The sequence below is a fragment of the Pseudomonas sp. PS02288 genome, from assembly GCF_029959715.1.
In the GTDB taxonomy this organism is placed as follows: Bacteria; Pseudomonadota; Gammaproteobacteria; order Pseudomonadales; family Pseudomonadaceae; genus Pseudomonas_O; species Pseudomonas_O kuykendallii.
In genome coordinates this window covers 207,441-230,875 of record NZ_JASCPA010000001.1, presented here as the reverse complement: position 1 = coordinate 230,875, position 23,435 = coordinate 207,441, and the positions used below count along the sequence as shown (strand labels likewise).

Annotated in this window: 17 protein-coding genes, 1 other RNA gene and 1 pseudogene; 9 read left to right on the top strand and 10 right to left on the bottom strand. The window is 66.5% G+C overall.

Annotation, left to right across the window (positions count from 1 at the left end):
* Positions 1 to 71 precede the first annotated feature (71 nt).
* Together QMX85_RS01055 and aroC are read right to left on the bottom strand one after the other, a co-directional pair.
* Positions 72 to 1,226, bottom strand: coding sequence for an MFS transporter (locus QMX85_RS01055; protein WP_282338315.1), 1,155 nt, complete (start codon positions 1,224 to 1,226; stop codon positions 72 to 74).
* Complete coding sequence (gene aroC / locus QMX85_RS01050; protein WP_282338314.1) at positions 1,223 to 2,314, bottom strand: chorismate synthase; 1,092 nt, start codon at positions 2,312 to 2,314, stop codon at positions 1,223 to 1,225. The genes QMX85_RS01055 and aroC overlap by 4 nt, the downstream gene beginning before the upstream one ends.
* A gap of 130 nt (positions 2,315 to 2,444) precedes the next feature.
* On the opposite strand from aroC, the gene QMX85_RS01045 reads away from it, so the two are divergent.
* From QMX85_RS01045 to QMX85_RS01035, 3 genes and pseudogenes are all read left to right on the top strand, one after another.
* The gene (locus QMX85_RS01045) at positions 2,445 to 3,416 is read left to right on the top strand and encodes an alpha/beta fold hydrolase (protein ID WP_282338313.1); all 972 of its coding nucleotides are present in this window, start codon (positions 2,445 to 2,447) and stop codon (positions 3,414 to 3,416) included.
* A gap of 43 nt (positions 3,417 to 3,459) precedes the next feature.
* Complete coding sequence (locus tag QMX85_RS01040; RefSeq protein ID WP_282338312.1) at positions 3,460 to 4,230, top strand: hypothetical protein; 771 nt, start codon at positions 3,460 to 3,462, stop codon at positions 4,228 to 4,230.
* 104 nt (positions 4,231 to 4,334) lie between these two features.
* Positions 4,335 to 5,467, top strand: a pseudogene (locus tag QMX85_RS01035) (Fic family protein).
* A gap of 36 nt (positions 5,468 to 5,503) precedes the next feature.
* On the opposite strand, the gene recR reads toward QMX85_RS01035, so the two are convergent.
* The 6 genes from recR to QMX85_RS01005 form a co-directional block, all read right to left on the bottom strand.
* A complete protein-coding gene (gene recR, locus QMX85_RS01030; protein ID WP_090229400.1) occupies positions 5,504 to 6,103 on the bottom strand; it encodes a recombination mediator RecR in 600 nt (199 codons plus the stop codon).
* Positions 6,104 to 6,380: 277 nt separating this feature from the next.
* Positions 6,381 to 6,707, bottom strand: coding sequence for a YbaB/EbfC family nucleoid-associated protein (locus tag QMX85_RS01025; protein WP_090229404.1), 327 nt, complete (start codon positions 6,705 to 6,707; stop codon positions 6,381 to 6,383).
* On the bottom strand, positions 6,704 to 8,782 hold the full coding sequence (gene dnaX / locus QMX85_RS01020; protein ID WP_282338311.1) for a DNA polymerase III subunit gamma/tau: 2,079 nt from the start codon (positions 8,780 to 8,782) through the stop codon (positions 6,704 to 6,706). Before dnaX ends, QMX85_RS01025 begins: the two co-directional genes overlap by 4 nt.
* Positions 8,783 to 9,215: 433 nt before the next feature.
* Positions 9,216 to 10,856 carry a methyl-accepting chemotaxis protein gene (locus tag QMX85_RS01015; RefSeq protein ID WP_282338310.1) on the bottom strand — a complete coding sequence of 547 codons (1,641 nt, stop codon included), beginning with the start codon at positions 10,854 to 10,856 and terminating at the stop codon, positions 9,216 to 9,218.
* A gap of 704 nt (positions 10,857 to 11,560) precedes the next feature.
* Positions 11,561 to 11,657, bottom strand: an RNA gene (gene ffs / locus QMX85_RS01010) — signal recognition particle sRNA small type.
* Between the two features lie 128 nt (positions 11,658 to 11,785).
* Positions 11,786 to 13,420 carry a methyl-accepting chemotaxis protein gene (locus tag QMX85_RS01005; RefSeq protein ID WP_282338309.1) on the bottom strand — a complete coding sequence of 545 codons (1,635 nt, stop codon included), beginning with the start codon at positions 13,418 to 13,420 and terminating at the stop codon, positions 11,786 to 11,788.
* Between the two features lie 211 nt (positions 13,421 to 13,631).
* Between QMX85_RS01005 and QMX85_RS01000 the strand changes: the two genes are divergently transcribed.
* The 6 genes from QMX85_RS01000 (at position 13,632) to QMX85_RS00975 (ending at position 19,984) form a co-directional block, all read left to right on the top strand.
* Positions 13,632 to 13,910: an HU family DNA-binding protein gene (locus QMX85_RS01000; protein WP_090229412.1), complete on the top strand. Its 279-nt coding sequence runs from the start codon at positions 13,632 to 13,634 to the stop codon at positions 13,908 to 13,910.
* A gap of 280 nt (positions 13,911 to 14,190) precedes the next feature.
* Positions 14,191 to 15,123 carry a LysR family transcriptional regulator gene (locus QMX85_RS00995; RefSeq protein WP_282338308.1) on the top strand — a complete coding sequence of 311 codons (933 nt, stop codon included), beginning with the start codon at positions 14,191 to 14,193 and terminating at the stop codon, positions 15,121 to 15,123.
* A gap of 118 nt (positions 15,124 to 15,241) precedes the next feature.
* Positions 15,242 to 17,380: an FUSC family protein gene (locus QMX85_RS00990; protein ID WP_282338307.1), complete on the top strand. Its 2,139-nt coding sequence runs from the start codon at positions 15,242 to 15,244 to the stop codon at positions 17,378 to 17,380.
* Complete coding sequence (locus QMX85_RS00985) at positions 17,370 to 17,564, top strand: DUF1656 domain-containing protein (protein ID WP_282338306.1); 195 nt, start codon at positions 17,370 to 17,372, stop codon at positions 17,562 to 17,564. The genes QMX85_RS00990 and QMX85_RS00985 overlap by 11 nt, the downstream gene beginning before the upstream one ends.
* The gene (locus QMX85_RS00980; protein WP_282338305.1) at positions 17,557 to 18,486 is read left to right on the top strand and encodes an HlyD family secretion protein; all 930 of its coding nucleotides are present in this window, start codon (positions 17,557 to 17,559) and stop codon (positions 18,484 to 18,486) included. Before QMX85_RS00985 ends, QMX85_RS00980 begins: the two co-directional genes overlap by 8 nt.
* 10 nt (positions 18,487 to 18,496) lie before the next feature.
* On the top strand, positions 18,497 to 19,984 hold the full coding sequence (locus QMX85_RS00975; protein ID WP_282338304.1) for an efflux transporter outer membrane subunit: 1,488 nt from the start codon (positions 18,497 to 18,499) through the stop codon (positions 19,982 to 19,984).
* Between the two features lie 98 nt (positions 19,985 to 20,082).
* Here QMX85_RS00975 and ligA read toward each other — a convergent pair whose 3' ends face one another.
* On the bottom strand, positions 20,083 to 22,488 hold the full coding sequence (gene ligA / locus QMX85_RS00970; RefSeq protein WP_282338303.1) for an NAD-dependent DNA ligase LigA: 2,406 nt from the start codon (positions 22,486 to 22,488) through the stop codon (positions 20,083 to 20,085).
* An 88-nt stretch (positions 22,489 to 22,576) separates the two neighbouring features.
* Complete coding sequence (zipA, locus tag QMX85_RS00965; RefSeq protein ID WP_282338301.1) at positions 22,577 to 23,383, bottom strand: cell division protein ZipA; 807 nt, start codon at positions 23,381 to 23,383, stop codon at positions 22,577 to 22,579.
* Positions 23,384 to 23,435: the final 52 nt, after the last annotated feature.

Below are 23,435 nucleotides of genomic sequence, written 5' to 3'. Positions count from 1 at the left end.
TCGGCGCAGCAGCGCACGGGGCAGCCAGTGTAACGGCCGGAGCGGCGGATCAGGTAGACGGAGGGCCGGCCTCAGCCCGGCGTCGATCTGGTCGGCAGCGCGATGATCGCCGCCGCGCCCAGCGCCGCCAGGCTGGCGATGGCGAAGGTCCAGAACGCGCCCAGGGTGTTCCAGGTGTAGCCCGAATACACCGCGCCAAGCGCGCCACCGATGCCGGCAAGGGCAGCGTACAGCGCCTGGCCCTGGCCCTGCTGGCGCGGCCCGAAGCTGCGCTGGACGAAGTGGATCGCCGCGGCGTGGAAGGCGCCAAAGGTCGCCGCGTGCATCAGTTGCGCCAGCAGCAACACCCACAGGTGTCCGGCCAGCCCGCCCAGGAGCAGCCAGCGCAGCGCAGCCAGCAGGAAGCAGGCGAGCAGCACCTGGCGCAGCGAGAAGCGCCCGAGTATCCGCGCCATACCGATGAACAGAATGACCTCCGCCACCACGCCCAGCGCCCACAGCTGGCCGATGGTCGCGCGGCTGTAGCCGAGCGTTTCCAGGTGGATGCTGAGGAAGGTGTAGTAAGGGCCGTGGGACAGTTGCATCAGCCCCACGCAGAGGTAGAACGCAGCCACGCCGGGACGCCGCAACTGGGCGATGAATCCCCCCTCGCCCAGGCTCGGCCCGCGAAACTCGGGACGCGCATCCGGCACCCAGAGGCTGCTGGCGAGAATGCCGAGCATGATCACGATCAGCGCCCAGGGATAGCTGTCCAGGCTGAACCGGTCGAACAGCTCGCCCAGCCCGACCACCGTGCAAATGAAGCCGATGCTACCCCACAGGCGGATCTGGCTGTAGCGCGCCGCCTGCTCGCGCAGGTGCGCCAGGGTGATCACCTCGAACTGCGGCAGCACCGCGTGCCAGAAGAACGCGTGCAGCGCCATAACCAGCGCCAGCCAGGCGTAGCGCTTGTCGAACAGGATCAGCGCGAAGCCGGCCAGCGTGCACACCGCGCCGAACCGCACGATGGCCAGGCGCCGTCCGGTCACGTCGCCCAGCCAACCCCACAGGTTCGGGGCGATGCAGCGCATCAGCATGGGAATCGCCACCAGCTCGCCGATTCGCGCCGGAGAAAAACCCAGATGGGCGAAGTACAGACCCAGGAACGGCGCCGTACCCCCGAGCAGGCAGAAATAGAAGAAGTAGAAGCCTGACAGCCGCCAGTACGGCAATACGGCGGCGGTCACAGCTGGCCGAGTACCGGCGTGGCCACCCGGACGTCAGCGTTCTGCCCACGATGACGGAGCAGGTGATCGAGCAGCACGATGGCCATCATCGCCTCGGCGATCGGCGTGGCGCGTATGCCGACGCAGGGGTCGTGGCGGCCCTTGGTGATGACCTCGACCGGATTGCCGTCGACATCGATCGAACGGCCCGGCGTGGTGATGCTGGAGGTCGGCTTGAGCGCCAGGTGCGCGACTATGGGTTGCCCCGAGGACACGCCGCCCAGCACGCCACCGGCGTTGTTGGACAGGAAGCCCGCCGGCGTCAGCTCGTCGCGATGCTCGGTGCCGCGTTGGGCGACGCAGGCGAAACCGGCGCCGATTTCCACGCCCTTCACCGCGTTGATGCTCATCAGCGCATGCGCCAGCTCCGCGTCGAGGCGATCGAAAATCGGCTCGCCAAGCCCCGGCGGCACGCCTTCGGCGACCACGGTGATCTTAGCGCCGACGGAATCCTGATCGCGGCGCAGCTGGTCCATGTAGGCCTCCAGTTCTGGCACCTTGTCCGGGTCGGGACTGAAGAACGCGTTCTGCTCGACGCTTTCCCAACCCTTGAAGGGAATTTCGATGGGCCCCAGCTGGCTCATGTAGCCGCGCACCGAGATGCCCATCGTCGCCAGGTACTTCTTGGCGATGGCGCCCGCGGCGACGCGCATCGCCGTCTCGCGCGCCGAGCTGCGACCACCGCCCCGGTAGTCGCGGATGCCGTATTTGTGGTGGTAGGTGTAGTCCGCGTGGGCCGGGCGGAACAGGTCCTTGATCGCCGAGTAGTCCTTGGACTTCTGGTCGGTATTGCGGATCAGCAGGCCGATGGAGTGCCCGGTGGTCTTGCCCTCGAACACGCCGGAGAGGATTTCCACCTCGTCGGCTTCCTGGCGCTGGGTGGTATGCCGACTGGTGCCGGGCTTGCGCCGGTCGAGGTCGCACTGCAGGTCTTCCAGGCTCAGTTCCAGCCCCGGCGGGCAGCCGTCGACGATGGCGACCAGCGCCGGGCCGTGGCTTTCGCCGGCGGTGGTGACGGTGAACAGCTTGCCGAAGGTATTGCCGGACATGCAGGGCTCCTCGATGGCCTGAAACGAAAAAGGGCCGGCAGTATAACCGAGCCTGCGGCGGTTTCGCCGCCCACCCGGCTCGCGCATACTGCCCCGCCACGCCCTGACCACCCTCGCGGAACGGACCCCGATGCGCTCATTCCTCTGCCTGTTGCTGACCATGCTCACGCCTCTCGCCTTCGCCCAGACCATCCTCAACCGCAGCGTCGAGCTGGACACCCCGAGCGGCACGCTGCACGGCAGCCTGATGCTGCCCAAGAGCGACCAGCGCCTGCCCGTTGCGCTGCTGATCGCCGGCTCCGGGCCGACCGACCGCAACGGCAACAATCCGCAAATGCGCAACGACAGCCTCAAACGCCTGGCGCAGGTGCTGGCCAGGAACGGCATCGCCAGCCTGCGCTACGACAAGCGCGGGATCGCCGCCAGCCAGCCCGCGGGGCCGGACGAGCGCAGCCTGAGCGTCGAGCGCTACGCCGAGGACGCCGTCGCCTGGAGCCGGCAGTTGAAGGCCGACCCGCGTTTCGGCGCGCTTATCCTGATCGGCCACAGCGAAGGCGCCCTGATCGCCAGCCTCGCCGCGCAGAACGCTGGCGCCGATGCGCTGGTATCGATCTCGGGCAGCGGCCGACCGCTGGATGCACTGCTGCTCGAACAGCTGCAAGGCAAGCTGCCGCCCCCGTTGCTCGCCTACAGCCAATGGCTGATCGCCGAACTCAAGGAGGGTCGCGAGCACGACGATGTGCCGCAGCCGCTGCTGGTACTGTTCCGCCCCAGCGTGCAGCCGTACCTGATCTCGATGTTCCGCCAGGACCCGGCGAACGCTTTCGCCAGCGTGAAAGTGCCGGCGCTGATCGTGCAGGGTACGCACGATATTCAGGTCGCCGTGGAGGACGCCGAACGGCTGCAGGCGGCCAAACCGGACGCCGAACTGCTGCTGGTGCCGGGAATGAACCATGTGCTGCGCATCGTCCCGGCGGCTCGCGAGCGGCAACTGGGCTCGTACAACGACCCGCAGCTGCCGCTGGCGAATGCCTTGGGCAATGGCATCGTCGAGTTCATCAGGCGCACGCTCGCCTTAAGCAACGCGCAGAGCGGCCGATAACCCTCGCAGGCCAGAATCGCTGACAGCAGCCACGGACGCCGCGATGAACGACACCCCCTCCCAGCCGCCGGAGAACGAAACCACTAGGGCGCGGCCCTGGGCGGGCCTTGCGGCTGATCAGTTCCGTCTGCTGCGCCTGGCGCCCTTGCCGACCGACCGCCTCAGCGGCCCGCGCCCGCTACGCTTCGTCCAGCTCGGCCGGCTTGAACGGCATAGCCGCGAGCAAAGCCTGCTGCGGCTGACGCTGCAGTTGCCGAACCAGATCGTGCACAGCGATCAGAACGTACTGGAAGTCTGGGCCGACCATCAGCGCAAGGTGGTGTACCTGGGGCACGACGACCTGCAGGTCGAACCGCAGAATCGCGGCCTCGGTCGTTTCCTGCTCGCCCAGGCGATCGGTTGGGCGAAGCAGCGCTGGAGCCACTATCAGATCGCCGCCGGCACGCTGCCGCTCAAGGACGTGCTCAACGACGAGCTGCGGCAGCGCCGCGACCATTTCCTGCGCAGCCAGGGTGTAGACGTGCAGTATCCGGACGCGCTGCAGCTCAAGGCCGGCTACGCCGCCGCCCAGGTTGGCGATCTGCTCGGTGACTGGAATCAGGAAAAGGTCCAGATCATCGAGTTGCTCGACGCCGCGGCGATGCTCCAGCAGGCCGACCAGAACCTTCGCGAGCAGGATGTGAAGCTGCGCAAGCAGGAAGAAAACATCAGTGCGATGAAGCGCGAGGACGGCACCCTGCGGTTCACCGTTTCCTGCCTGGCCGTGTTCGTGGTCTTCCAGGCCGGCCTGCTGATCTGGATCGCCACCCACTAGCCTGCACGCGCGCTGGTCGGTGAGCCGAATAGCGACGACAATCGGCTCACCGTATGAGCCAATTAACCCCTCCAATCGGCTCGGCGCAACCAGGCAGAACCGCCATGAGTACCCCGCGCGGGATCTGGGAACAGCCCGATTGGCCGCATTTTCGCTGGCAGTCTGAGCGATTGACGCCGCTGCTGCGCGAATGCGCCCAGGCGCAGGGCAGGCTGCTCGGCATGGCAGGCGCGACGGCCAGTTCGCTCGGCGCCGAGAATGAACTGGATGTGCTGCTGCAGAACATCGTCACCTCCTCGGTGATCGAGGGCGAACAGCTCAACGTGGGCTCGGTTCGCTCGTCGCTGGCCCGCCGACTCCGCCTGGAGGCGGACCGGGACGGCCGCGTCAGCCCGCGCAGCGAGGGCCTCGCCGAACTGATGCTGGACGCCACCCAGCACGCCGGACAGCCCCTCGACGAGGCCCGCTGTTGCGCTGGCACGGGTTGCTGTTCAGCGAGCAGAGCGCCTCGCCGCGTATCCGTGGCCGGGTGCTGCGCGGGGACGAACCGATGCGGGTGGTATCGGCGCGCATCGACCGCCCCACCGTGCACTTCGAGGCGCCGCCGCGCGACGGCCTGGAACGGCAGCTAAGCGAATTTCTCGCCTGGTTCGCCAGTAGCCGGCAGGATGCGGGCCTCGATCCACTGCTGCGCGCCGGCATCGCCCACCTGTGGTTCGTTACGCTGCATCCGTTCGACGACGGCAACGGCCGCCTGACCCGCGCCCTCACCGACCTGGCGCTGGCGCAGGCGGAGAGCCAGGCCATCCGCTTCCACGCGATGTCCGTCAGCATCCTCGAGGATCGCGTTGGTTACTACCGCGCACTGGAGGGGCCCCAGAAGGCCGATCTGGATATCAGCGCCTGGCTCGACTGGTTCCTGCGTACCCTGCTCGCCAGCCTGCGACAGGCGCTGGCGCGCATCGACCGGGTGCCGGCGAAGTCGCGCTACTGGCAGCGCCACCGCCAGCACGCGCTGGGCGCAGAACAGCTCAAGGTGCTCAATCGCCTGCTGGATGGCGGCGAGCGCGGCTTCGAGAACGGCATCAGCGCCGCGCAGTACCAGAGCGTCGCCAAGGTTTCCAAGGCCACTGCCACACGCCATCTGGGCGATCTGCAGGAGAAGGGATATCTGCAACACCTGCCCGGCGGCGGGCGCAGCACGCGCTATCGAATCGCCGACGGGGAAATCTCGTAGCGTGGAGGGAATTGCAATCGAGCTACGAGAGCGGAGCTAGAGCGTAATGGCCTTGCGGCCATTGAAGGCATGCGCCAGGGTGCCGCCATCGACCAGGTCCAGCTCGCCACCCAGCGGCACGCCGTGGGCGATCCGCGAAACGGAGAGGCCCTTGGGAATCAGCAACTGGGCGATGTAGTGCGCGGTCGCCTCGCCTTCCACCGTCGGATTGGTAGCCAGGATCACCTCGCTGAACGCGCCCTCTGCGATGCGCGCCAGCAGCTCCGGCACGCCGATCGCCTCCGGGCCGAGCCCGTCCAGCGGCGACAGGTGCCCCTTGAGCACGAAGTAACGCCCGCGAAAGCCGGTCTGATCCACCGCGAACACGTCCATCGGCGCCTGCACCACGCAGAGCAGGCTGTCGTCGCGATTGGGATCGGCGCACTGCGGGCAGAGCTCTTCCTCGCAGAGCGTGCGGCAGCGTTTGCAATGCCCGACCCGCTCCATCGCCTCGTTCAACGCATGCGCCAGCCGCAGCGCACCGCTACGGTCGCGCTCGAGCATCTGCAGCGCCATGCGCTGCGCGGTCTTCTGCCCCACACCGGGCAGGATGCGCAGGGCATCGATCAGTTGGCGAATCAGCGGACTGAAGCTCATGGACATTACCGAAGTGAGTGCGAACGGACGAAAGAAGGTACAGCGCTGTAACAGCTCTCACGCAGGTGAACGACACCTTGCGTTACACCGGCAGCGCCGTGGTGGAGGGGTTAAGCGACATCCACCCCAGGTTCAGGCGAAAGAATGGAACGGGGCGCTCAGGGGCGGTAGCGGACAAGCCGCCGACGGACGAGGAACCGGAGTGTGCTGTTGCACATGAGGATTCCGAGTTCGTCGGCAACGCCGGCCGGTGCCGTCCATGGGTGGCACGAACAAACTAGAAGGGCATTTTGAAACCGGGGGGCAACTGCATCCCCGCCGTCATACCCGACATCTTCTCCTGGCTGTTCTGCTCGATCTTGCGCACCGCATCGTTCACCGCGGCGGCGATCAGATCTTCGAGGATGTCCTTGTCTTCCTGCATCAGGCTGTCGTCCAGGCTGACGCGCTTGACGTCATGGCGACCGGTCATCACCACGCTGACCAGCCCGGCGCCGGATTGCCCGGTGACCTCGGCATTGGCCAACTCTTCCTGCATCTTCTGCATTTTTTCCTGCATCTGCTGGGCCTGCTTCATCAGGCCGGCCATGCCACCTTTCATCATGGGGTCACCTCGGTATTCAGGGTTTCAACGGGTTCGATCGTACCGTCGCGGATCACCGCGGCGAATTGCTGGATCATCTGTTGCACCAGCGGGTCGGACTGGATCGCGACCTCCGCCAGGTGCTGGCGCTCGGCGCGCTTGCGCGCGGCCATTTGCGCGGGGGTTTCCTGCTCGGGCTTGCGCACCTCGACCTCGAGTTTGAGGGTGCGGCCCAGATACTGGTTCAGCGCATCGTTCAGCCGGCGCTGCTGGTTGGCGTTGAACAACGCGCTCTGCGTCGGCTCCAGGTGCACGCGCCAGACGTCGCCTTCCACCGCCACCAGGCTGCAGTTGGCGCCGATGCTGCCGGTCAGCCCGCTCAGGCCGAGACGCGGGAACAGTTCGAGCCACTCCGCCGCCAGCCCCGTGGCGGGTTGCACATCGGCCAGACTCTGCGCGTCGGTGGCGCTGTCGTCGGCCGCTTCGTCGCCGAGCGACTCCAGGTAATCGAACGCTTCGCCATCGACCTCGTAATACTCGTCGGCCGGCGGCGGCTCGTCGTCATCGTCATCCGCGTCGGTCTCGACATCCAGCACCTGGGCTTCGCTGGCGGCCGGATGGTCGACCGGTTCGCTCACTTCCGCCGACTGGATGACCGGCGCATCGGCGGCCCCGGCGCTGACGGATGACGGTGCCGCTAACGGCTCGGCGGCGACAGCGGTTTCGACCGGCCCGGATTCTTCCCAGGGAGGACTGATCTTTTCCGCGGCGGCGGGCGCGGCGGGCGCGGCAGGCGCAACCGGCGCGGGCGGAGGGGCGGCAACCGCTACCGGCGCAGGCTCGGCCGGCGCAGGCGGAGTCAGGTCCACCGGCGCTGGCGCAACGGCGGCGGGCACGGATTGCACGACCGGCGCGGCAATGGCGGCGCCGGCCACCGGGTTGGTCGTGGAATCAGTGGTGGCCCTGCTGATTCCCGGATTCTTTAGCGGCGTACTCGGCGCGCCGTCGGCATCCGCCGGACGGAACGCCAGCATGCGCAGCAGGGCCATCTCGAAACCACCACGCGGGTCTGGCGCCAGCGGCAGGTCGCGGCGGCCGATCAGGCCCATCTGGTAGTAGAACTGCACGTCCTCGGCGGCCAGCGCCTGGGCCAGATCGAGCACCCGTTCGCGGTCACCTTGGCCGTTGTCCACCGCATCCGGCAGCGCCTGGGCAATGGCCACGCGGTGCAACACGTTGAGCATCTCGGCGAGCACGCCGTTCCAGTCCGGGCCCTGCTCGGCCAGGTGGCGTACCGCTTCGAGCATCGCCCGCGCATCGCCCTCGATGAGCGCATGCAGGACACCGTAGACCTGGCCGTGGTCCAGCGTGCCGAGCATGGCGCGCACGTCGGCGGCCAGCACCCTGCCCTCGCCGAAGGCGATGGCCTGGTCGGTGAGGCTCATGGCGTCGCGCATCGAGCCATCGGCGGCGCGACCGAGCAACCAGAGCGCGTCGGCCTCGAACGGCACGTTCTCGGCGGAGAGCACGTGGGTGAGATGCTCGACCACCCGCTCAGGCGTCATGTTCTTCAGCGAGAACTGCAGGCAGCGCGAAAGGATGGTCGCCGGCAGTTTCTGCGGATCGGTGGTGGCAAGGATGAATTTGACGTAAGGCGGCGGCTCTTCCAGGGTCTTCAACAGCGCGTTGAACGAGTGGCTGGAGAGCATGTGCACTTCGTCGATCAGGTAGACCTTGAAGCGCCCGCGGCTCGGCGCGTACTGCACGTTGTCGAGCAGTTCGCGGGTGTCCTCGACCTTGGTGCGGCTGGCGGCGTCGATCTCGATCAGGTCGACGAAACGCCCCTCGTCGATCTCCCGGCACACCGAGCAGGTGCCGCAGGGCGTCGAGGTGATGCCGGTCTCGCAGTTCAGGCACTTGGCGATGATCCGCGCGATGGTGGTCTTGCCCACGCCACGCGTGCCGGTGAACAAATAGGCGTGGTGCAGGCGCTGGTTGTCCAGCGCGTTGATCAGGGCCTTGAGCACATGGGTCTGGCCGACCATTTCGCGGAACGAGCGCGGACGCCATTTTCGTGCAAGAACCTGATAACTCATCGAACCGTCGCAGGAGGGTAGCGGAAGGAGGGCTAATGCTAGCGGAGCACCGGGCAAATTGCATCCGGCTTGCCGATAGCGGATGTATCCACTCGCCAGGCGCGCACGGACGGAGGCAACCGCCGTCTGCAGCGGGAAACACCCGAGCGTCGCGGCGAAGGCAGCCTTGAGTATGCGCGCCATGGCACGCTGCGGGTCGAGCCGCGGTTGCTTTCCACCCAGGGCCTAAGGGTGCGACGGGTAACTGGGGGCTTCGCGACCTGCGCATCCCGGGCGGTGCCGGCAGATCAGTGCAAAAGCCGATGTTCAAAACACCGATACCAATCTTTAATGCCAGGGCCCTCGGGAAACATGAATGCGCCCTGGCTCAGCCGTCAACGACTCCGACAAGCCTTCGCTCCAGGCCGCGGATGACCCCGGCCAGCCGTTGCGGCTAGATTTTGAATCGGCCGATCAGAACGCCGAACGATGTCGCCAGACGTGACAGCTCGAAACTCGAAGCATTGGTCTGATTTGCCCCCGCCGCTGTTTGCGAGGAAAGATCCTGGATATTGACCAGATTACGATCGACTTCACGTGCAACCTGCGCCTGTTCTTCGGCCGCACTGGCGATCACCAGGTTCCTTTCGTTGATGATTGAGACCCCTTCCGTGATCCGATCGAGTGCCTGACCAGCCTCGACAGACTGGGCGCGCGTGTCGGCCGCCAGCGCTTTGCTTTTGTTCATCGCGAGCACAGCCTCTTCAGCGCCCGAGCGGACCTGCTGCATCATCGACTCGATGTCCGCCGTCGATGCCTGGGTACGGTGGGCAAGCGCGCGTACTTCGTCCGCCACGACAGCGAAACCTCGCCCCTGCTCACCCGCTCTGGCTGCTTCGATGGCTGCGTTCAGCGCAAGGAGGTTGGTCTGCTCGGCAATGGCCCTGATCACCTCGAGTACCTGGGTAATCTCGTTGACACGGGTCGCAAGCACCTCGACCTTGCCGGTTGAGTTTGCGATTTCATCCGCCATGGCCCCGACCGAAGCAACCGCTCTGCGCACCTGGTCGCGTCCTTGCACGGCACTGAGACTGGTCTGTTCGGAGGCTTCCGAGGCACCGGTGGCGTTCCGGGCGACCTCCTCCACGGCAGCCGTCATTTCGTTCACGGCTGTTGCCGCTTGCTGAATCTCATCGTTCTGCCGCGCCAGTCCGCGCGAGCTTTCCTCCGTAACGGCATTGAGCTCCTCGGAGGCAGAAGCCAATTGGTCAGCAGCGCTCCGTATCTCTTTTACAGTCACGCGGAGATTGCCCTGCATCTTACTCAGCGCATTCAACAGTACGCTGACGTCATCTTGCCCAGTGATCTCGATGTTCTTGGAAAGATCACCCTCCGCTACTTCCTCGGCGCTGCGTATCGCGGTGGAAAGCGGTCGCGTTATGGAGCGCGTGATAATTATTCCTAAAACAATAGCTGCTAGGAAAGCTATGCCTATACCTATGGCCAAAACCCAAGAGGCATTAGCAATGGCGATGTCCGCCGCGTCCGAGGATTCACCGCTTTGACGGTAGTTGGAGGTAACAATGTCTTGAAGATCATCAATGATACCTTGGAAAGCCGGCGAAACTTCCTGCTGCAATAAACGCGCTGCGCGATCGACGTCGCCGGCCCTCGCCAACCCGATTACTTTGTTTGCCCCTTGTACATAAGGTGGCCAGGCTTTTTCGAATCGATCGCCCGCCACGCGCTCATCATCGGCGAGAGGTGTCTGCCGGTAAGCCTTGAAAAGGCGATCGACCTCTTTCTGGTTATCGGCCATGGATTGCACAGCCGCTTCAAATTTGGCCGGGTCGCCCTGGGAGTATTTGTTTAGCAGGGCACCATGCATGGCCCTGGAAAATGCATAGGCGCTCGCGCGAGCGCTGCCGGTGTTGTAGACCGACAAAAGGTTGTTGCTGACTATGCCTTCGATCGTAGTTCCAAGCGTATTGATACCCGAGCGGCCGAGGAGACCAACTCCCAATGTGATGACTGCACAGACTACGAATGCGGCGATTAACCGGGTAGATAGTTTGATGCTACGCAGCATGTCCATGAGTCACCCACTTGATATTCGATTGGCATACCCAACGGATTTGGGCCTTAGGTATATCTGAAGCAAACACAATTACTTTAGTCGATCACGTATGTTTTTCTGGCGGCATGTTGTTAGCTGGCTTGCTAATAGTTATTAAGTAGGCTCGCCAGCCATAATTGGGGTGAATGCAGAAAAACGAGAAAGGGTAAAAAACTTATGAAGGAGCGCGGTAAGCGATATTTATGTCCGGCACGAGCCTGTCGAAGTCATCCGATTGTGGCAAAGAGTGCCGGGCGAGCGTCAGGGCAGACTGCCGTCTGGCTCCCTTCGTTGAAAGAACGGGCAAGCGCCCTCCCGCCCGGTACCATCGTTTCACTGCGCTCGGGCGTACAGCCACCTTCCAAATACCCCGAACGAGCGGCCATCGGCACGCAAGACGACACTGACTGAGCCCGCGCCAACAGCACCAAGCGAAGCCGGCTATCTGTGGCGACCTCAGAATGAAGACGAAGCCACGCCGGAGAATCACGCTTCGCGCCTGCGCAAACCTGCGAAGAACGTCGTGTTTCGACATGGGGAACAACGGACGCGTGACCGCCTGCCCTACGACCCTGAAAGGGAAGATCGGAGTGACACAGGGGAGTACGCAAGACACGCTGGATCACTGGCGTGATCAGAGCGAAAAACCGTTAAAAATCAATGATATACGTTATGGAGGTGGACCCTACCAGCCACACCCCGGCACACGATGTCACCGCTGCGGCTGCTCCCTTCCGGGCCTGACCGGGTTCACGGCTGATCGTTGCGGGGGGACCGGCAGGGCCACCATAACGACGCCCACCTGGCGATGGGCCGCGCCATTGTACCGACTCGCCGGCAACTTACAACCGGCAGCGGCCGTTAAAGAAAAACTATCCCGCACAAGCACTTGGCACGCGTCACCGGTCTCACACACGGAACCGGCCGACCAGTTGTGCAAGCCCTTCGGAGAGCGCCGAGAGGTGCTCGCTGGCCCGCGTGCTTTCCCCGGACGTCTGCGCCGCCTGGTTCGACAGGTCGCGAATTTCGCTGATGTTGCGGGCGATTTCCTCGGTCACGCTGCTCTGTTCCTCGCAGGCGGTGGCGATCTGCGCGGCCATGTCGTTGATCCGTTGCACCGACTCGCCGGTGCGCCCGATCGCCTGGTCGACGCCCGCGGCACGCTCCACGCTGTCGCGCGCCTGCTGGCTGCCGGCCTGCATCGCGGTCACGGCGTTGTGCACGCCCTGCTGCAGCCGTTCGATCATCTGCTGGATGTCGTTGGTCGAGTTCTGCGTGCGCCCGGCCAGCGCGCGGACCTCGTCGGCGACCACGGCGAAACCACGGCCCTGCTCCCCTGCCCTGGCCGCCTCGATGGCCGCGTTCAGCGCCAGCAGGTTGGTCTGGTCGGCGATGCCCTTGATCACCGCCAGCACCGCGCCGATCTGCTGCGCCTCATGCTCCAGGGTGCGAATGCGCTCGGACGCGCTTTCCACATCGCGCGCCAGCGTCCGGATCGAACCGATGGTCGAATCGACCACTTCGGCGCCCTGGCGCGATTGCTCCTCCGCCTGCTGCGCGGCCTCGGCGGCGTTCTGCGCACTACGGGCGACCTCGTTCACCGCCGCGCTCATCTGCGTGGCCGCGGTGCTGACCTGATCCACCGCCAGATGCTCGCGGCCGATCAGTTGATCATTCGCCGCCGCCATGCCGGAAAGCTGCCGGGCGGAATCGGCGACCTCGCCGGTCACCCGACCGACTTCGCGAATCAGCGGCTGCAGCTTGTCGAGGAAGCGGTTGAACGCCACGCTCAGGCGGCCCAGCTCATCGCGGGAAGACACCTCCAGGCGCGGTCGCAGGTCCCCGTCGCCATCGGCGATTTGCTCGATGCGATGCAGCAGCGACTGCAACGGCCGGGTGACCAGCGAGGGAAACGCCAGCACCAGCACCAGGCAGAGCGCCAAGGCCAGACCGACCACCAGACCCTGCTGCCAGAGGCCGCTTTGGCTGTTGGCGTCCGCCTGCTCGCCCTGCTGATTGGCCGCCTGCTCCTCGAGGTTGCCGAGTTCGTCGATCGCCTCGCGCATGCTCCCGAACTGGCTCTCGCTGTCGCCGAAGCTCAAGGCGCGCGCCGCGCCGGGATCGCTCGCCGCCAGTTGCACCACCCGCAGCGATGTCGCCTTCCACAGCGCGAAGCCCTGCTCGAAGCGCGTGATCAGCGCCTGGGCCTGCGCTGTCGGCTGCATGGCCGCGTAGGCATGCACGCGGTCGTAGCTCTGCTGCAAGTTTTCCGCGTGCGACTTGCGCAACGCGTCGCCCTGCTGGCCGTTTTCATCGCTCAGCAGGCTGCGCTCCGCGACGAAGGCCTGATAAAGGTCGCGGTCTGCATTCAGCAACAGGGTGATCGCCGGCAAGTGATGCCGGCTCAAGGTTTCGCCCGCCGACGCCACCGAGCGGATCGTCTGCATGCCCAGCGCACCGGTGATGATCAGCAAGGCCGCGAGCAGGAGAATGGGCAGTGCGATTTTCCAGCGGAAATTGAGGTCGGCGAAGGATTGCAACATGAACAGCTCCTTACTTTATTGTCATCGCGGGTCGCTATCGCTTCGGCCGGATGCCTCGTGCACCGGCATCACCGATGCGTTCAATCTAGCAGCGCCACGTAAGAGCCGCTAAACCGCGACACCCCCGCTGCGACCATCCCGCGATGGTTGGCGCGCGGCCTGGCGGGTTAGACTGCCGGCGCACTCACGCACCGCACTACGGAGCAGCACAATGGCCCTGACCAAAGACCAATTGATCACCGATATCGCCGAAGCCACCGACGCGCCCAAGGCAACCGTCCGCGCCGTTCTCGAGCAGCTCGGCGAAATCGTCAGCGACGCCCTGGAAAACGGCAGCGAACTGACCCTCCCGGGCATCGGCAAGCTGAAGGTCGGCGACCGTCCGGCACGCACCGGGCGCAACCCGCAGACCGGCAAGGCCATCGAGATCGCCGCGAAGAAGGTGGTGAAGTTCGTGCCGGCCAAGGCACTGAGCGACGCGCTGAACTGAGTGTCAGCGAAACGAAAGAACCGGCCGAGGCCGGTTTTTTCATTTCTCCAGCAGCACAATTTGCTGGGCGACCCGACGTAGGCCGGCGCGTTCCCGGAACCTTCCCATCCCTCGTGCGGCGGCTTCCCATGAGTCATCACGTGCTCATCAGGTCCGCCCTCGAACGGCGCAAAGCCGTGGCCGGCCTCGCGGAGGCTGAGTTCCAACCGCTCCTGCATGCTTTAGCCGTTATCCAGAAAGCCCTAGGATTGCATGCAGGTAAATATCAAGAGGGCAACCCGTGCCACGTCCCGATCTCAATCTCCTACTGGCGCTGGACGCCCTGCTGGACGAGGGCAGTGTCATCGGCGCCGCGCGCCGCATGCACCTGAGCGCGCCGGCGATGAGCCGCACCTTGAGCCGCATCCGGGAGGCGCTGGGCGACCCGGTGTTCGTCCAGGTCGGCCGCAAGCTGATGCCCACGCCCAAGGCGCTGGCACTGCGCGAGCAGGTGCGGATGGCGGTCGAACAGGCCTCGCAGGTGTTCTCGTCCGGCGCCGAGATCGACCTGAAGTCGCTGGAACGGCGCTTCAACGTCCGCGCCACCGATGAGTTCGTGAGCATCCATCTAGGCCATCTCCTCGACGCGATGGCGCGGGAGATGCCGCGCGCGATGCTGCGCTTCTCGCCGGAGGAAGACGACGTGGACGACGAGGCGCTGCGCAGCGGCCGCATCGATCTGTTCATCAGCGCCTCGCGCACGCTCGGGCCGGAGATTCGCGTGCAGTCGCTGTTCACCACGACATTCGTCGGCGTCGCGCGCGCCCACCATCCGATTTTCGACGACGAGATCACGCCCGAACGCCTCACGCGCTGGGAACACATCAACGTGTCGCGGCGCGGCAAGGCCGTCGGGCCGGTCGATGCCGCGCTGGAAGCGCAGGGGCTGCGCCGGCATGTCGCCCTGGTGGTGCCCAATCCGTACACCGCGCTGTTCGCGCTACAGGACTCGGACCTGCTGCTGCCCCTGCCCCGACACCTGGCCAGCAGCGCGCTGGCCGCTGGCCTGCACATTCGCCTGTTCGAGCTGCCGACGCCCCTGGAAACGGTGCTGCTGACGCAGGCTTGGCACCCGCGCCTGGAGAGCGACCCGGCCCATCAATGGCTGCGACAGACCATTCATACGCTTTGCAACGAAAGCCAGGCGCAGACGGCGAAGCGCGCCAAGCCATAGCGCACGGCCTGCTCCTATGCGTGCGTTTAGCGCACCCATGCGAGTGCAATAAATTCACTTTTCGGAATGGTTTGCCCTGCCTACGGTGATGCGCATCGGTCACTGCAGGAAGGGTTGAATGATGCATTCGGCGAATGTGCCTGAAGCGGATTCGGGCGACGTTCCACCCCGCTCGCGGCTTTGGGAAAGGCTGGCACGTGGGCTGCCGTATCTGGATCTGACGACACCCCGTGCAACCTATGTGATGCGTTCGCTGCTGGCCGCCTGCCTGGCCCTGGTGGTGGCCTATCTACTGAAACTGCACGCATCCTACGCGGCGGCTTCCAGCGTGCTGCTCGTCATCAACCCTATTCAGGGTGGCGTGATCGGCAAAGGAACGTGGCGGGTCCTGGGCACGCTGGTCGGCATGCTGGCGGCCTTCGTGCTGATGAGCGCCTTCGGCCAGATGCCCTGGCTGTTCCTGCTCGGCTTTGGCCTGTGGCTGGGAATCTGTGTGGCGGGCATGACGCTGCTGCGTCATTTCCGGGCCTACGGTGCGACGCTGGCCGGCTACACCGTGGGCCTGGCAGCTTACGGTGCCATGCAGCATCCGGAACTCACCTTCGACCAGGTGATGGGGCGCGGCGCTTCCGTGCTGATCGGCGTGGTCTGCCTGGCGCTGGTCTCGGCCCTGTTCAGCAGCCGCAGCGTGCACAGCCGCCTGGCCACGCTGCTCGACCGCCTGGCGACCACCACGGCGGGCGTGCTGGCGACGCATCACCAGGCCATGCAGGGCGGCGCGGAGCCGGGCGCCCGGCCCCTGGATGCCGCACGGCGCTCGCTCATCACCGAGGTGTATGGCGTGGACGACCTGCTGGCGCTGGGAAAGGCCGAGTCCGCCGATCTCGCCCACCGTGCCGGTACGGTGCGACACACGATGGTGTCGCTGTTCTCCGCCCTGGTGGGGGGCGCGCCGCCCCTGCGCGAACACCGCGCCGGCCTCGCTGCGCTGGGCGCATTGCAGCCGGACTGGGAACAGACATGGCGGGAGGTCGGGCAGGTGCTGGAGCGGGAACCCGGCCCGGCCGGAAGGGCGCTTGCCATCCTGCGGCTGGCCGAGTTGCGCGCCCGGCTGGTGGCCGCGCTCACCGCGACCTCGATGGACGACGCCGACGGGCAGGCCGCGCTGATGATCGCGGGCGATCGCCTGATCGAGCAGCTCGACGATTACCGCCAAGCCCTCGAGGGCATCGAGCGTTTCCACCAGCCCAGGCCGACGCCGGCGCGTGTCTCCGTGCCATTCCACCGCGACACCGCAGCAGCCCTGGAGAATGGCATGCGCGCGTTGCTGACCGTGATCATGGGCGGCGCCTTCTGGATCGCCACGGGCTGGACCGACGGCAACATGATGCTGGCTGGATTGGCAGCCGCCTGTGCACTGTTGTCCACCGCGCCCAACCCCGTGCTCGGCGCCATCGAATTCATCAAGGGCACGGCGGCCGCCGTGGCGATGGCCTTCCTGTGCACCTTCATCGTGCTGCCGCCGCTTTCCGGTCTGCCGCTGCTGCTGGTGGTCCTGTGCCTGTTCTGGCTGCCCGGCGTATATGCCACGACGATGCCGCGGCATGCCTTGGCCGGCGTGGCCTACCTGGTCGCATTCACATCGCTGGCGGCGCCGGACAACCCGATGCGCTACGACTTCGCGCTGTTCCTCAATAGCGCCGTGGCCTGGATTCTGGCGACCTGTTTCACCCTGCTGGGCTTCAGGATCGTGCTGCCGCGCAATCCGATGCGCGACATCACGCGCCTGCGCCAGCGCATCCGCGACGAAGCGCTAGGCACCTTGCGCGGCGAGCCGGCCGATGCCCAAGGCTGGCAATGGCGCCAGCAGCACCGTATCGCGCAACTCGGTGCCTTGCTCAGGACGCAGCCGCAGGCGATGGACCGCGCCATCGCCCAGGCACTGAACAGCCTGCATCTGGGTCGAGAAGTCCTGCGCCTGCGCCGCGGGCTGCGCGAGGCGCAACAGGATGCCGAATGGCCACGCGTGGTGGCGCGCACGCTGCGCCATATGCGCCAGCTGGCCGGCGATCCCGCTCGGGCCGCGCGCCATGCCCGTCGCGCGGCGACCTCCCTGGCGCGTTCGCCGGCGCGCGCCAACACCGCGACGGATGACGTGCGACGCGTAACGGTCGTGTTGCTCGACATCGCCGCGCTGCTGGAGCGCCATGTGGATGCCGTCGTACCGACCTCTGAAGGCCACGCCGATGCTCAGTGAGTTCTCCTTCGCCGGCATCTACCTGCCGCCCTTCTTCGTCTACGCCTGCCTGGCCCTGCCCATCCACCTGGGCCTGCGCTTCGTGCTCGCGCGCAGCGGAGTGCTGCGCCGGGTGTGGCATCCGGGCCTGTTCGAGTTCGCCATGTCCCTCTGCCTCGTTTCCCTTCTGGTGCTCTATGTCTGAACGCTCTTTCCCCGCCAAGCTGCTGCTACGGGCAGGATTCACCCTCGCGACGGCCGTCGCTGCCGGCCTCCTGGTCAGCGCACTGTGGCGCGCCTACGTCGTCGCCCCCTGGACCCGCGATGGCCGGGTCAGCGCGCAGATCGTGCGCATCGCCCCCGAAGTGCCCGGCACCGTCGCCGAGGTTCCGGTCACGGACGATCAATACGTCAAACAGGGCGACGTGCTCTACCGCATCGATAGCGCCAGCTTCGCGCTTGCCTTGGCCCAGGCCGAGGCGCAGTGGGCGGCGGCCGAGGTGTCCTGGCGCCAGAAGACCGAGGAGGCGCGGCGCCGCCGGGGCTTGGAACGCCTGGTGCCCGCCGAGGACATCCAGCGCACGAACCAGGCGGTGGCCATCGCCCAGGCGGACCTGCGCAGCGCGCAGGTCGCCGTGGACAGGGCGAAGCTGGACCTGGCGCACACCGTGCTGCGCGCACCGACCGATGGCTACGTCACGCACCTGCGCTTGAACAAGGGCGACTACGCCGTGGCGGGCCAGCCGAACATCGCTTTGATCGACGCCCGCAGCTTCTGGATCACCGGGTATTTCGAGGAAACCAAGCTGCACGGCATCCAGCCCGGCGCGGCGGCGCGCATCCGCCTGATGGGCTTCGACCCGGTGTTACAGGGGCGAGTGGCAAGCATCGGGCGGGGCATCACCGACAGCAACCAGCAGGCCGACGCGCAGGGCCTGCCGAGCGTGGAGCCCAGCTTCAGTTGGGTCCGGCTGGCGCAGCGCATTCCGGTGCGTGTCGAGTTCGAGCATGTCCCGCATGAGATTGTGCTGGCGGTCGGCATGACCGGCAGCATCGAGGTCACGCCCTCGGCAGGCGCGCCGGTGCCCCAGGGCCGGCTGATCTCGCTGCTGCACCGCTGGATGTGAGGGCGAGTCCATGCATGCATCCCTCCCTCGCACGCCGCCACGCCTTCGGCAGGCACTGCTGGCCTCGCTGCTGACCGTCCTGGCCGGCTGCAGCACCGTGGGCCCGGACTACCAGACGCAAGCGCCGGACGTGCCCGCGCACTGGATCGAGGCCGACGCCGCCCCGCCCGATGGCGACCACGACGACCTGCGCACCTGGTGGCGCGCCTTTCAGGATCCCTTGCTCGACCGCCTGGTCGATCAGACCCTGGCGCACAACCAGGACCTGGAAATCGCCCTGGCGCGCCTGCGCCAGGCCCGCGCCGAGCGCGTGCAGATCGCCGCGGCCGGCCTGCCCGAGGTCTCGCTTGGCGCCGCCGGCGAGGCCGTACGCGGCAGCGAGGCACTGGGCTCACAAACCGGCGGACAGGCGCGGACCTGGCACCTGGGCTTCGACGCCAGTTGGGAGCCGGACCTGTTCGGCGGCACGCGCCGCGCGGTCGAGGCCGCCGATGCCGGCATCCAGGCGCTGGCCGAGGACCGTCGTGCGCTGCAGGTGAGCCTGGTGGCCGAAGTGGTGTCCGATTACGTCGGGCTGCGCGCCGCGCAACAGCGCCTGCTCATTGCACATGACAACATCCGCACGCTGGTCGAAGCCGAGCACTTGGCCGAACAGGCGCAGCGCAGCGGTCTGGGAGCGCCGGCCGATGTCACCCAGGCTCGCGCCGAGCGAGAAATGGCCGAGGCGCAGCCACCTCTGCTGCATGCGGACGTCGCCCGCTTCAGGCATGCCATAGGCGTGCTGACGGGCGGGTTTCCCGGCGACTGGCACGCCGCCCTCGCCACGCCCGCGCCCGCCCCCGCGTTGCCCATGCCAGCCGATTTGCCGCTGTCGCTGCCTTCGGACGTCATTCGCCAACGCCCCGACCTGCGCGCGGACGAACGCCGCCTGGCCGCCGCCACCGCGCAGATCGGCGTGGCCGAGGCCCAACGCTTCCCCAGGTTCCGCATTCCCCTGGGGTTCGGCACCAGCGCCAGCGTCATCCACGACCTGTTCTCCGGCGCCAGCCTGGCATGGTCGGCGGCGATGCGGGGCGGCCAGTCCCTCTACGACGGCGGCCACGCGCGGGCAGGCATAACCGCGGCACAGGCCAACGCCGACGCCGTGCGTCGCGTCTACGAGCGGGACGTGAGTGTGGCGCTGCGCGACGTGGAGGACGCCTTGACCGCCTGGACCAGCGAACGTCAGCGGCAAGCCGCGTTGCAGAAGGCCGTGGCCGACAGCCAGCAGGCCCTGCAACAGGCCAGCCAGCTATATACGCGAGGACTGAGCGCCTACCTGCCGGTGCTGGTGGCGCAGCGCAGCCTGAATCAGGCGCGCGATACGCTGGCCCTCAGCCAACTGGCGCAACGGCGCGGGGAAATCGCCTTGTACAAGGCGCTGGGAGCAGGCGGGGCGGACAACGCGCAGGGTGTTACCGACCATCGCAACGCCGCGGAGACGACGGCGACTCGGTGACGCGCAGAAGGCGCCTGGCGGAGCGGCGTCATCGCCTTACGTGCAGCGGCCGAAGCCGTCACACCTCGCCCGCACATCGGGCAGCAACGACCACCGGCCTACTGCTGCAGCGCTTCCAGCTCGGCGATGAACTGCGCTTCGTCCAGCACCTTGAGTCCCAGCTCGTTGGCCTTGGTCAGCTTGGAGCCGGCGCCCGGCCCGGCGACGACGCAGTGGGTCTTCGCCGATACCGAGCCGGCGACCTTGGCGCCCAGCACCTCCAGCCGCTCCTTGGCCAGGTCGCGGCTCATCGCCTCCAGCGTGCCGGTGAGCACCCAAGTCTGGCCGGCCAATGGCAGCCCGGCGGCGGCTTTGCGCTCGCTGTCCCAGTGCATGCCGAATTCGCGCAGTTGTTTCTCGATGGCAAGCGCGCGCTTGGCGTTTTTCTCTATGGCGAACCACTCGCGCACCGACTGCCGAGCGCGCTCGTTGATGCCTTTGGTGGTCGACAGGTCGACCCAGTCGCGGGCCAGCGCGATCACCTCGGCAACGCCGGGCACGCCCTTGGCACGGGTGGCGGCTTTTTCGGCGAGCCTATTCGCACCAGTGGCGGCGATGAAGGCAATGTTCAGCTTGTCGATGAAACCGGCCAGGCTAGCGCAGGCAGCGAATTCGGCGTGCAGCTCGCCCTCCTCCTGGAACCTGACGCCGCGCTCGCGCAACTGGGCGATCACCTCGCGGTTGTGCGCGTCCCCGAAGAAGCTGTGGATCTCGTGGGCCACTTCGCCGCCCACGTCCGGCAGGTAGGTGAGCACCTCGGGCAACGCCTTGCCGATGCGTTCCAGCGAGCCGAGCGCGCGGGCCAGCAACTTCGCCGTCTCCTCGCCGACATCGGGAATGCCGAGGGCGAAGATGAAGCGCGCCAGGCTGGGCGTGCGGCTCTTGTCGATGGACGCCAGCAGGTTCTTCGTCGACAGCTCGGCGAAGCCTTCCAGCTCGACGACCTGTTCGTAGGTCAGCGTGTAGAGGTCCGCCGGCGACGCCACCAGGCCCTTGTCGACCAGTTGCTCGACGATCTTGTCGCCCAGGCCGTCGATATCCATGGCGCGGCGCGAGACGAAATGGATGATCGCCTGCTTGAGTTGCGCCTGGCAGGCGAGCCGCCCGACGCAGCGATAGATCGAGCCTTCGCTGACCGATTCGCGGCCCTTGCTGCGCTTGATCAGCTGGGTGCGCTCGACGGCCGAGCCGCACACCGGGCAACGCTCCGGGACATGCACCGCGCGCGCATCGGCCGGGCGGCGCTCGGCGATCACACCGAGAATCTGCGGAATCACGTCGCCGGCGCGACGGACGATCACGCTGTCGCCGATCATCACGCCCAGGCGCGCCACTTCGTCCATGTTGTGCAGGGTCGCGTTGGACACCGTCACGCCCGCCACCTGCACCGGTTTCAGCCGCGCTACCGGGGTGATCGCGCCGGTGCGGCCAACCTGGAACTCGACGCCCAGCAGCTCGGTGATTTCCTCGCGCGCCGGGAACTTGTGCGCGATGGCCCAGCGCGGCTCACGGGCGCGAAAGCCCAATTCACGCTGCTGGGCGAAGTCGTTGACCTTGAACACCACGCCATCGATCTCGTAGGCCAGCGCATCGCGTTTCTCACCGATCGCCTGGTAGTAGGCCCGGCATTCGGCGATGCCCTTTGCCAGCTTCAGCTCGCGGCTGATCGGCAGGCCCCAGCCCTTCAGCGCCTTGAGCATGTCGATGTGATTGCCCGGCAAACCGCCGTCGCTGCGCCCGACACCGTAGGCGCAGAGTTCCAGCGGCCGCGACGCGGTGATCCGGGGATCGAGTTGGCGCAGGCTGCCGGCGGCGGCGTTGCGAGGGTTGGCGAAGGTCTTGCCGCCCTTCTCCAGCTGCCGCGCGTTGAGCGCCTCGAAGCCCGCCTTGGGCATGTAGATTTCGCCGCGCACTTCCAGCACCGCCGGCCAGCCGCTGCCGTGCAGCTTGAGTGGAATGTTGCGCACGGTGCGCACATTGGCGCTGATGTCTTCGCCGGTGCTGCCGTCGCCGCGCGTGGCGCCGCGCACCAGCTGGCCGTTTTCGTAGAGCAGGCTCACCGCCAGGCCGTCGAGCTTGGGCTCGCAGCTGTACTCCACCTCGGCGCCGCCGCCGAACAGATCGCCGGCCGGCAGGTCCAGGCCTTCGCGCACGCGGCGGTCGAAGTCCAGCAGGTCCTGTTCCTCGAAGGCGTTGCCCAGGCTGAGCATCGGCACTTCGTGGCGCACCTGGCCGAACGCCGCCAGCGCTTCGCCTCCGACACGCTGGGTTGGCGACTCGGCGGTAACCAGTTCGGGATGCTCGGCCTCCAGGGCGCGAAGTTCCTTGAACAGGCGGTCGTACTCGGCGTCCGGAACGCTCGGCTCGTCGAGGACGTAATAGCGGTAGTTGTGCGCATCGATCTCGCTGCGCAGGGCGGCGATGCGTTCGGCGGCCTGCTGGGCAGGTAGGGCGGCGTCGGTCATTCTCGTGTCTCGAAAAAGCAAAAGAGCAGCCACGGCTGCTCTCTTTGACTGGCGGCGAGGAGCGCGAGGTCCCTGGCCAGGAAACGAATCAGCGTCTCATCGTCAGCCCGCGGCGCTCGAACTCGACGATGCGCTGGCGGTAGTGCTCGATGGTCTGCGCGGTCAGCACGCTGCGCTGGTCGTCCTTCAGCTCGCCGTTGAGCTCCTGGGACAGTTTCCGCGCGGCGGCGACCATCACGTCGAAGGCCTGCTTGGGATGACGCGGGCCTGGCAGGCCGAGGAAGAAGCTCACCGCCGGCGTGCTGAACAGGTCGATATCGTCCAGATCGAAGGTGCCCGGCTTGACCGCGTTGGCCATGGAAAACAGCACTTCGCCATTGCCGGCCATGCTTTCATGACGATGGAAGATGTCCATCTCGCCGAAGCGCAGGCCGCTTTCGAGGATGTTCTGCAACAGCGCCGGGCCCTTGAAGCCGAGCGCGTCGCGGGAAATCACGTTGATCACCAGCACTTCCTCCACCGGCGGCAGGTCGCGGGGTTCGCCTTTGCCGGCAGCGAGGTCTTCGTCGACGGGGCTGAGCAGGGTCGGCACCGGCTCTTCGCCGCCCAGCTCCAGGTCGCCCTGGCGCGGCTCGCCGCGACGCTTGCCGTCACGCGCGCTCATGGACGGGAGATCGCCTTCGTCCAGCTGCGGTTCGTTGTGCGCGTTGCGCTCGATCACCCGCGGCGGGCCGAGCAGTTCGGGGTCGCCTTCGTCATCGGGCAGGTTGGAGAAACTACGGTCGAGCTTGAACTTGAGTTTGCCTTTACCGCCGCGCATGCGCCGCCAGCCATCGAACAGGATGCCGACGATTACGATGATACCGACAACGATCAGCCAATAGCGCAGCTCCATGAAATCCTATGACCCCTACCTTGAAATATGAAAAATGAAGAAGGGCATCCTG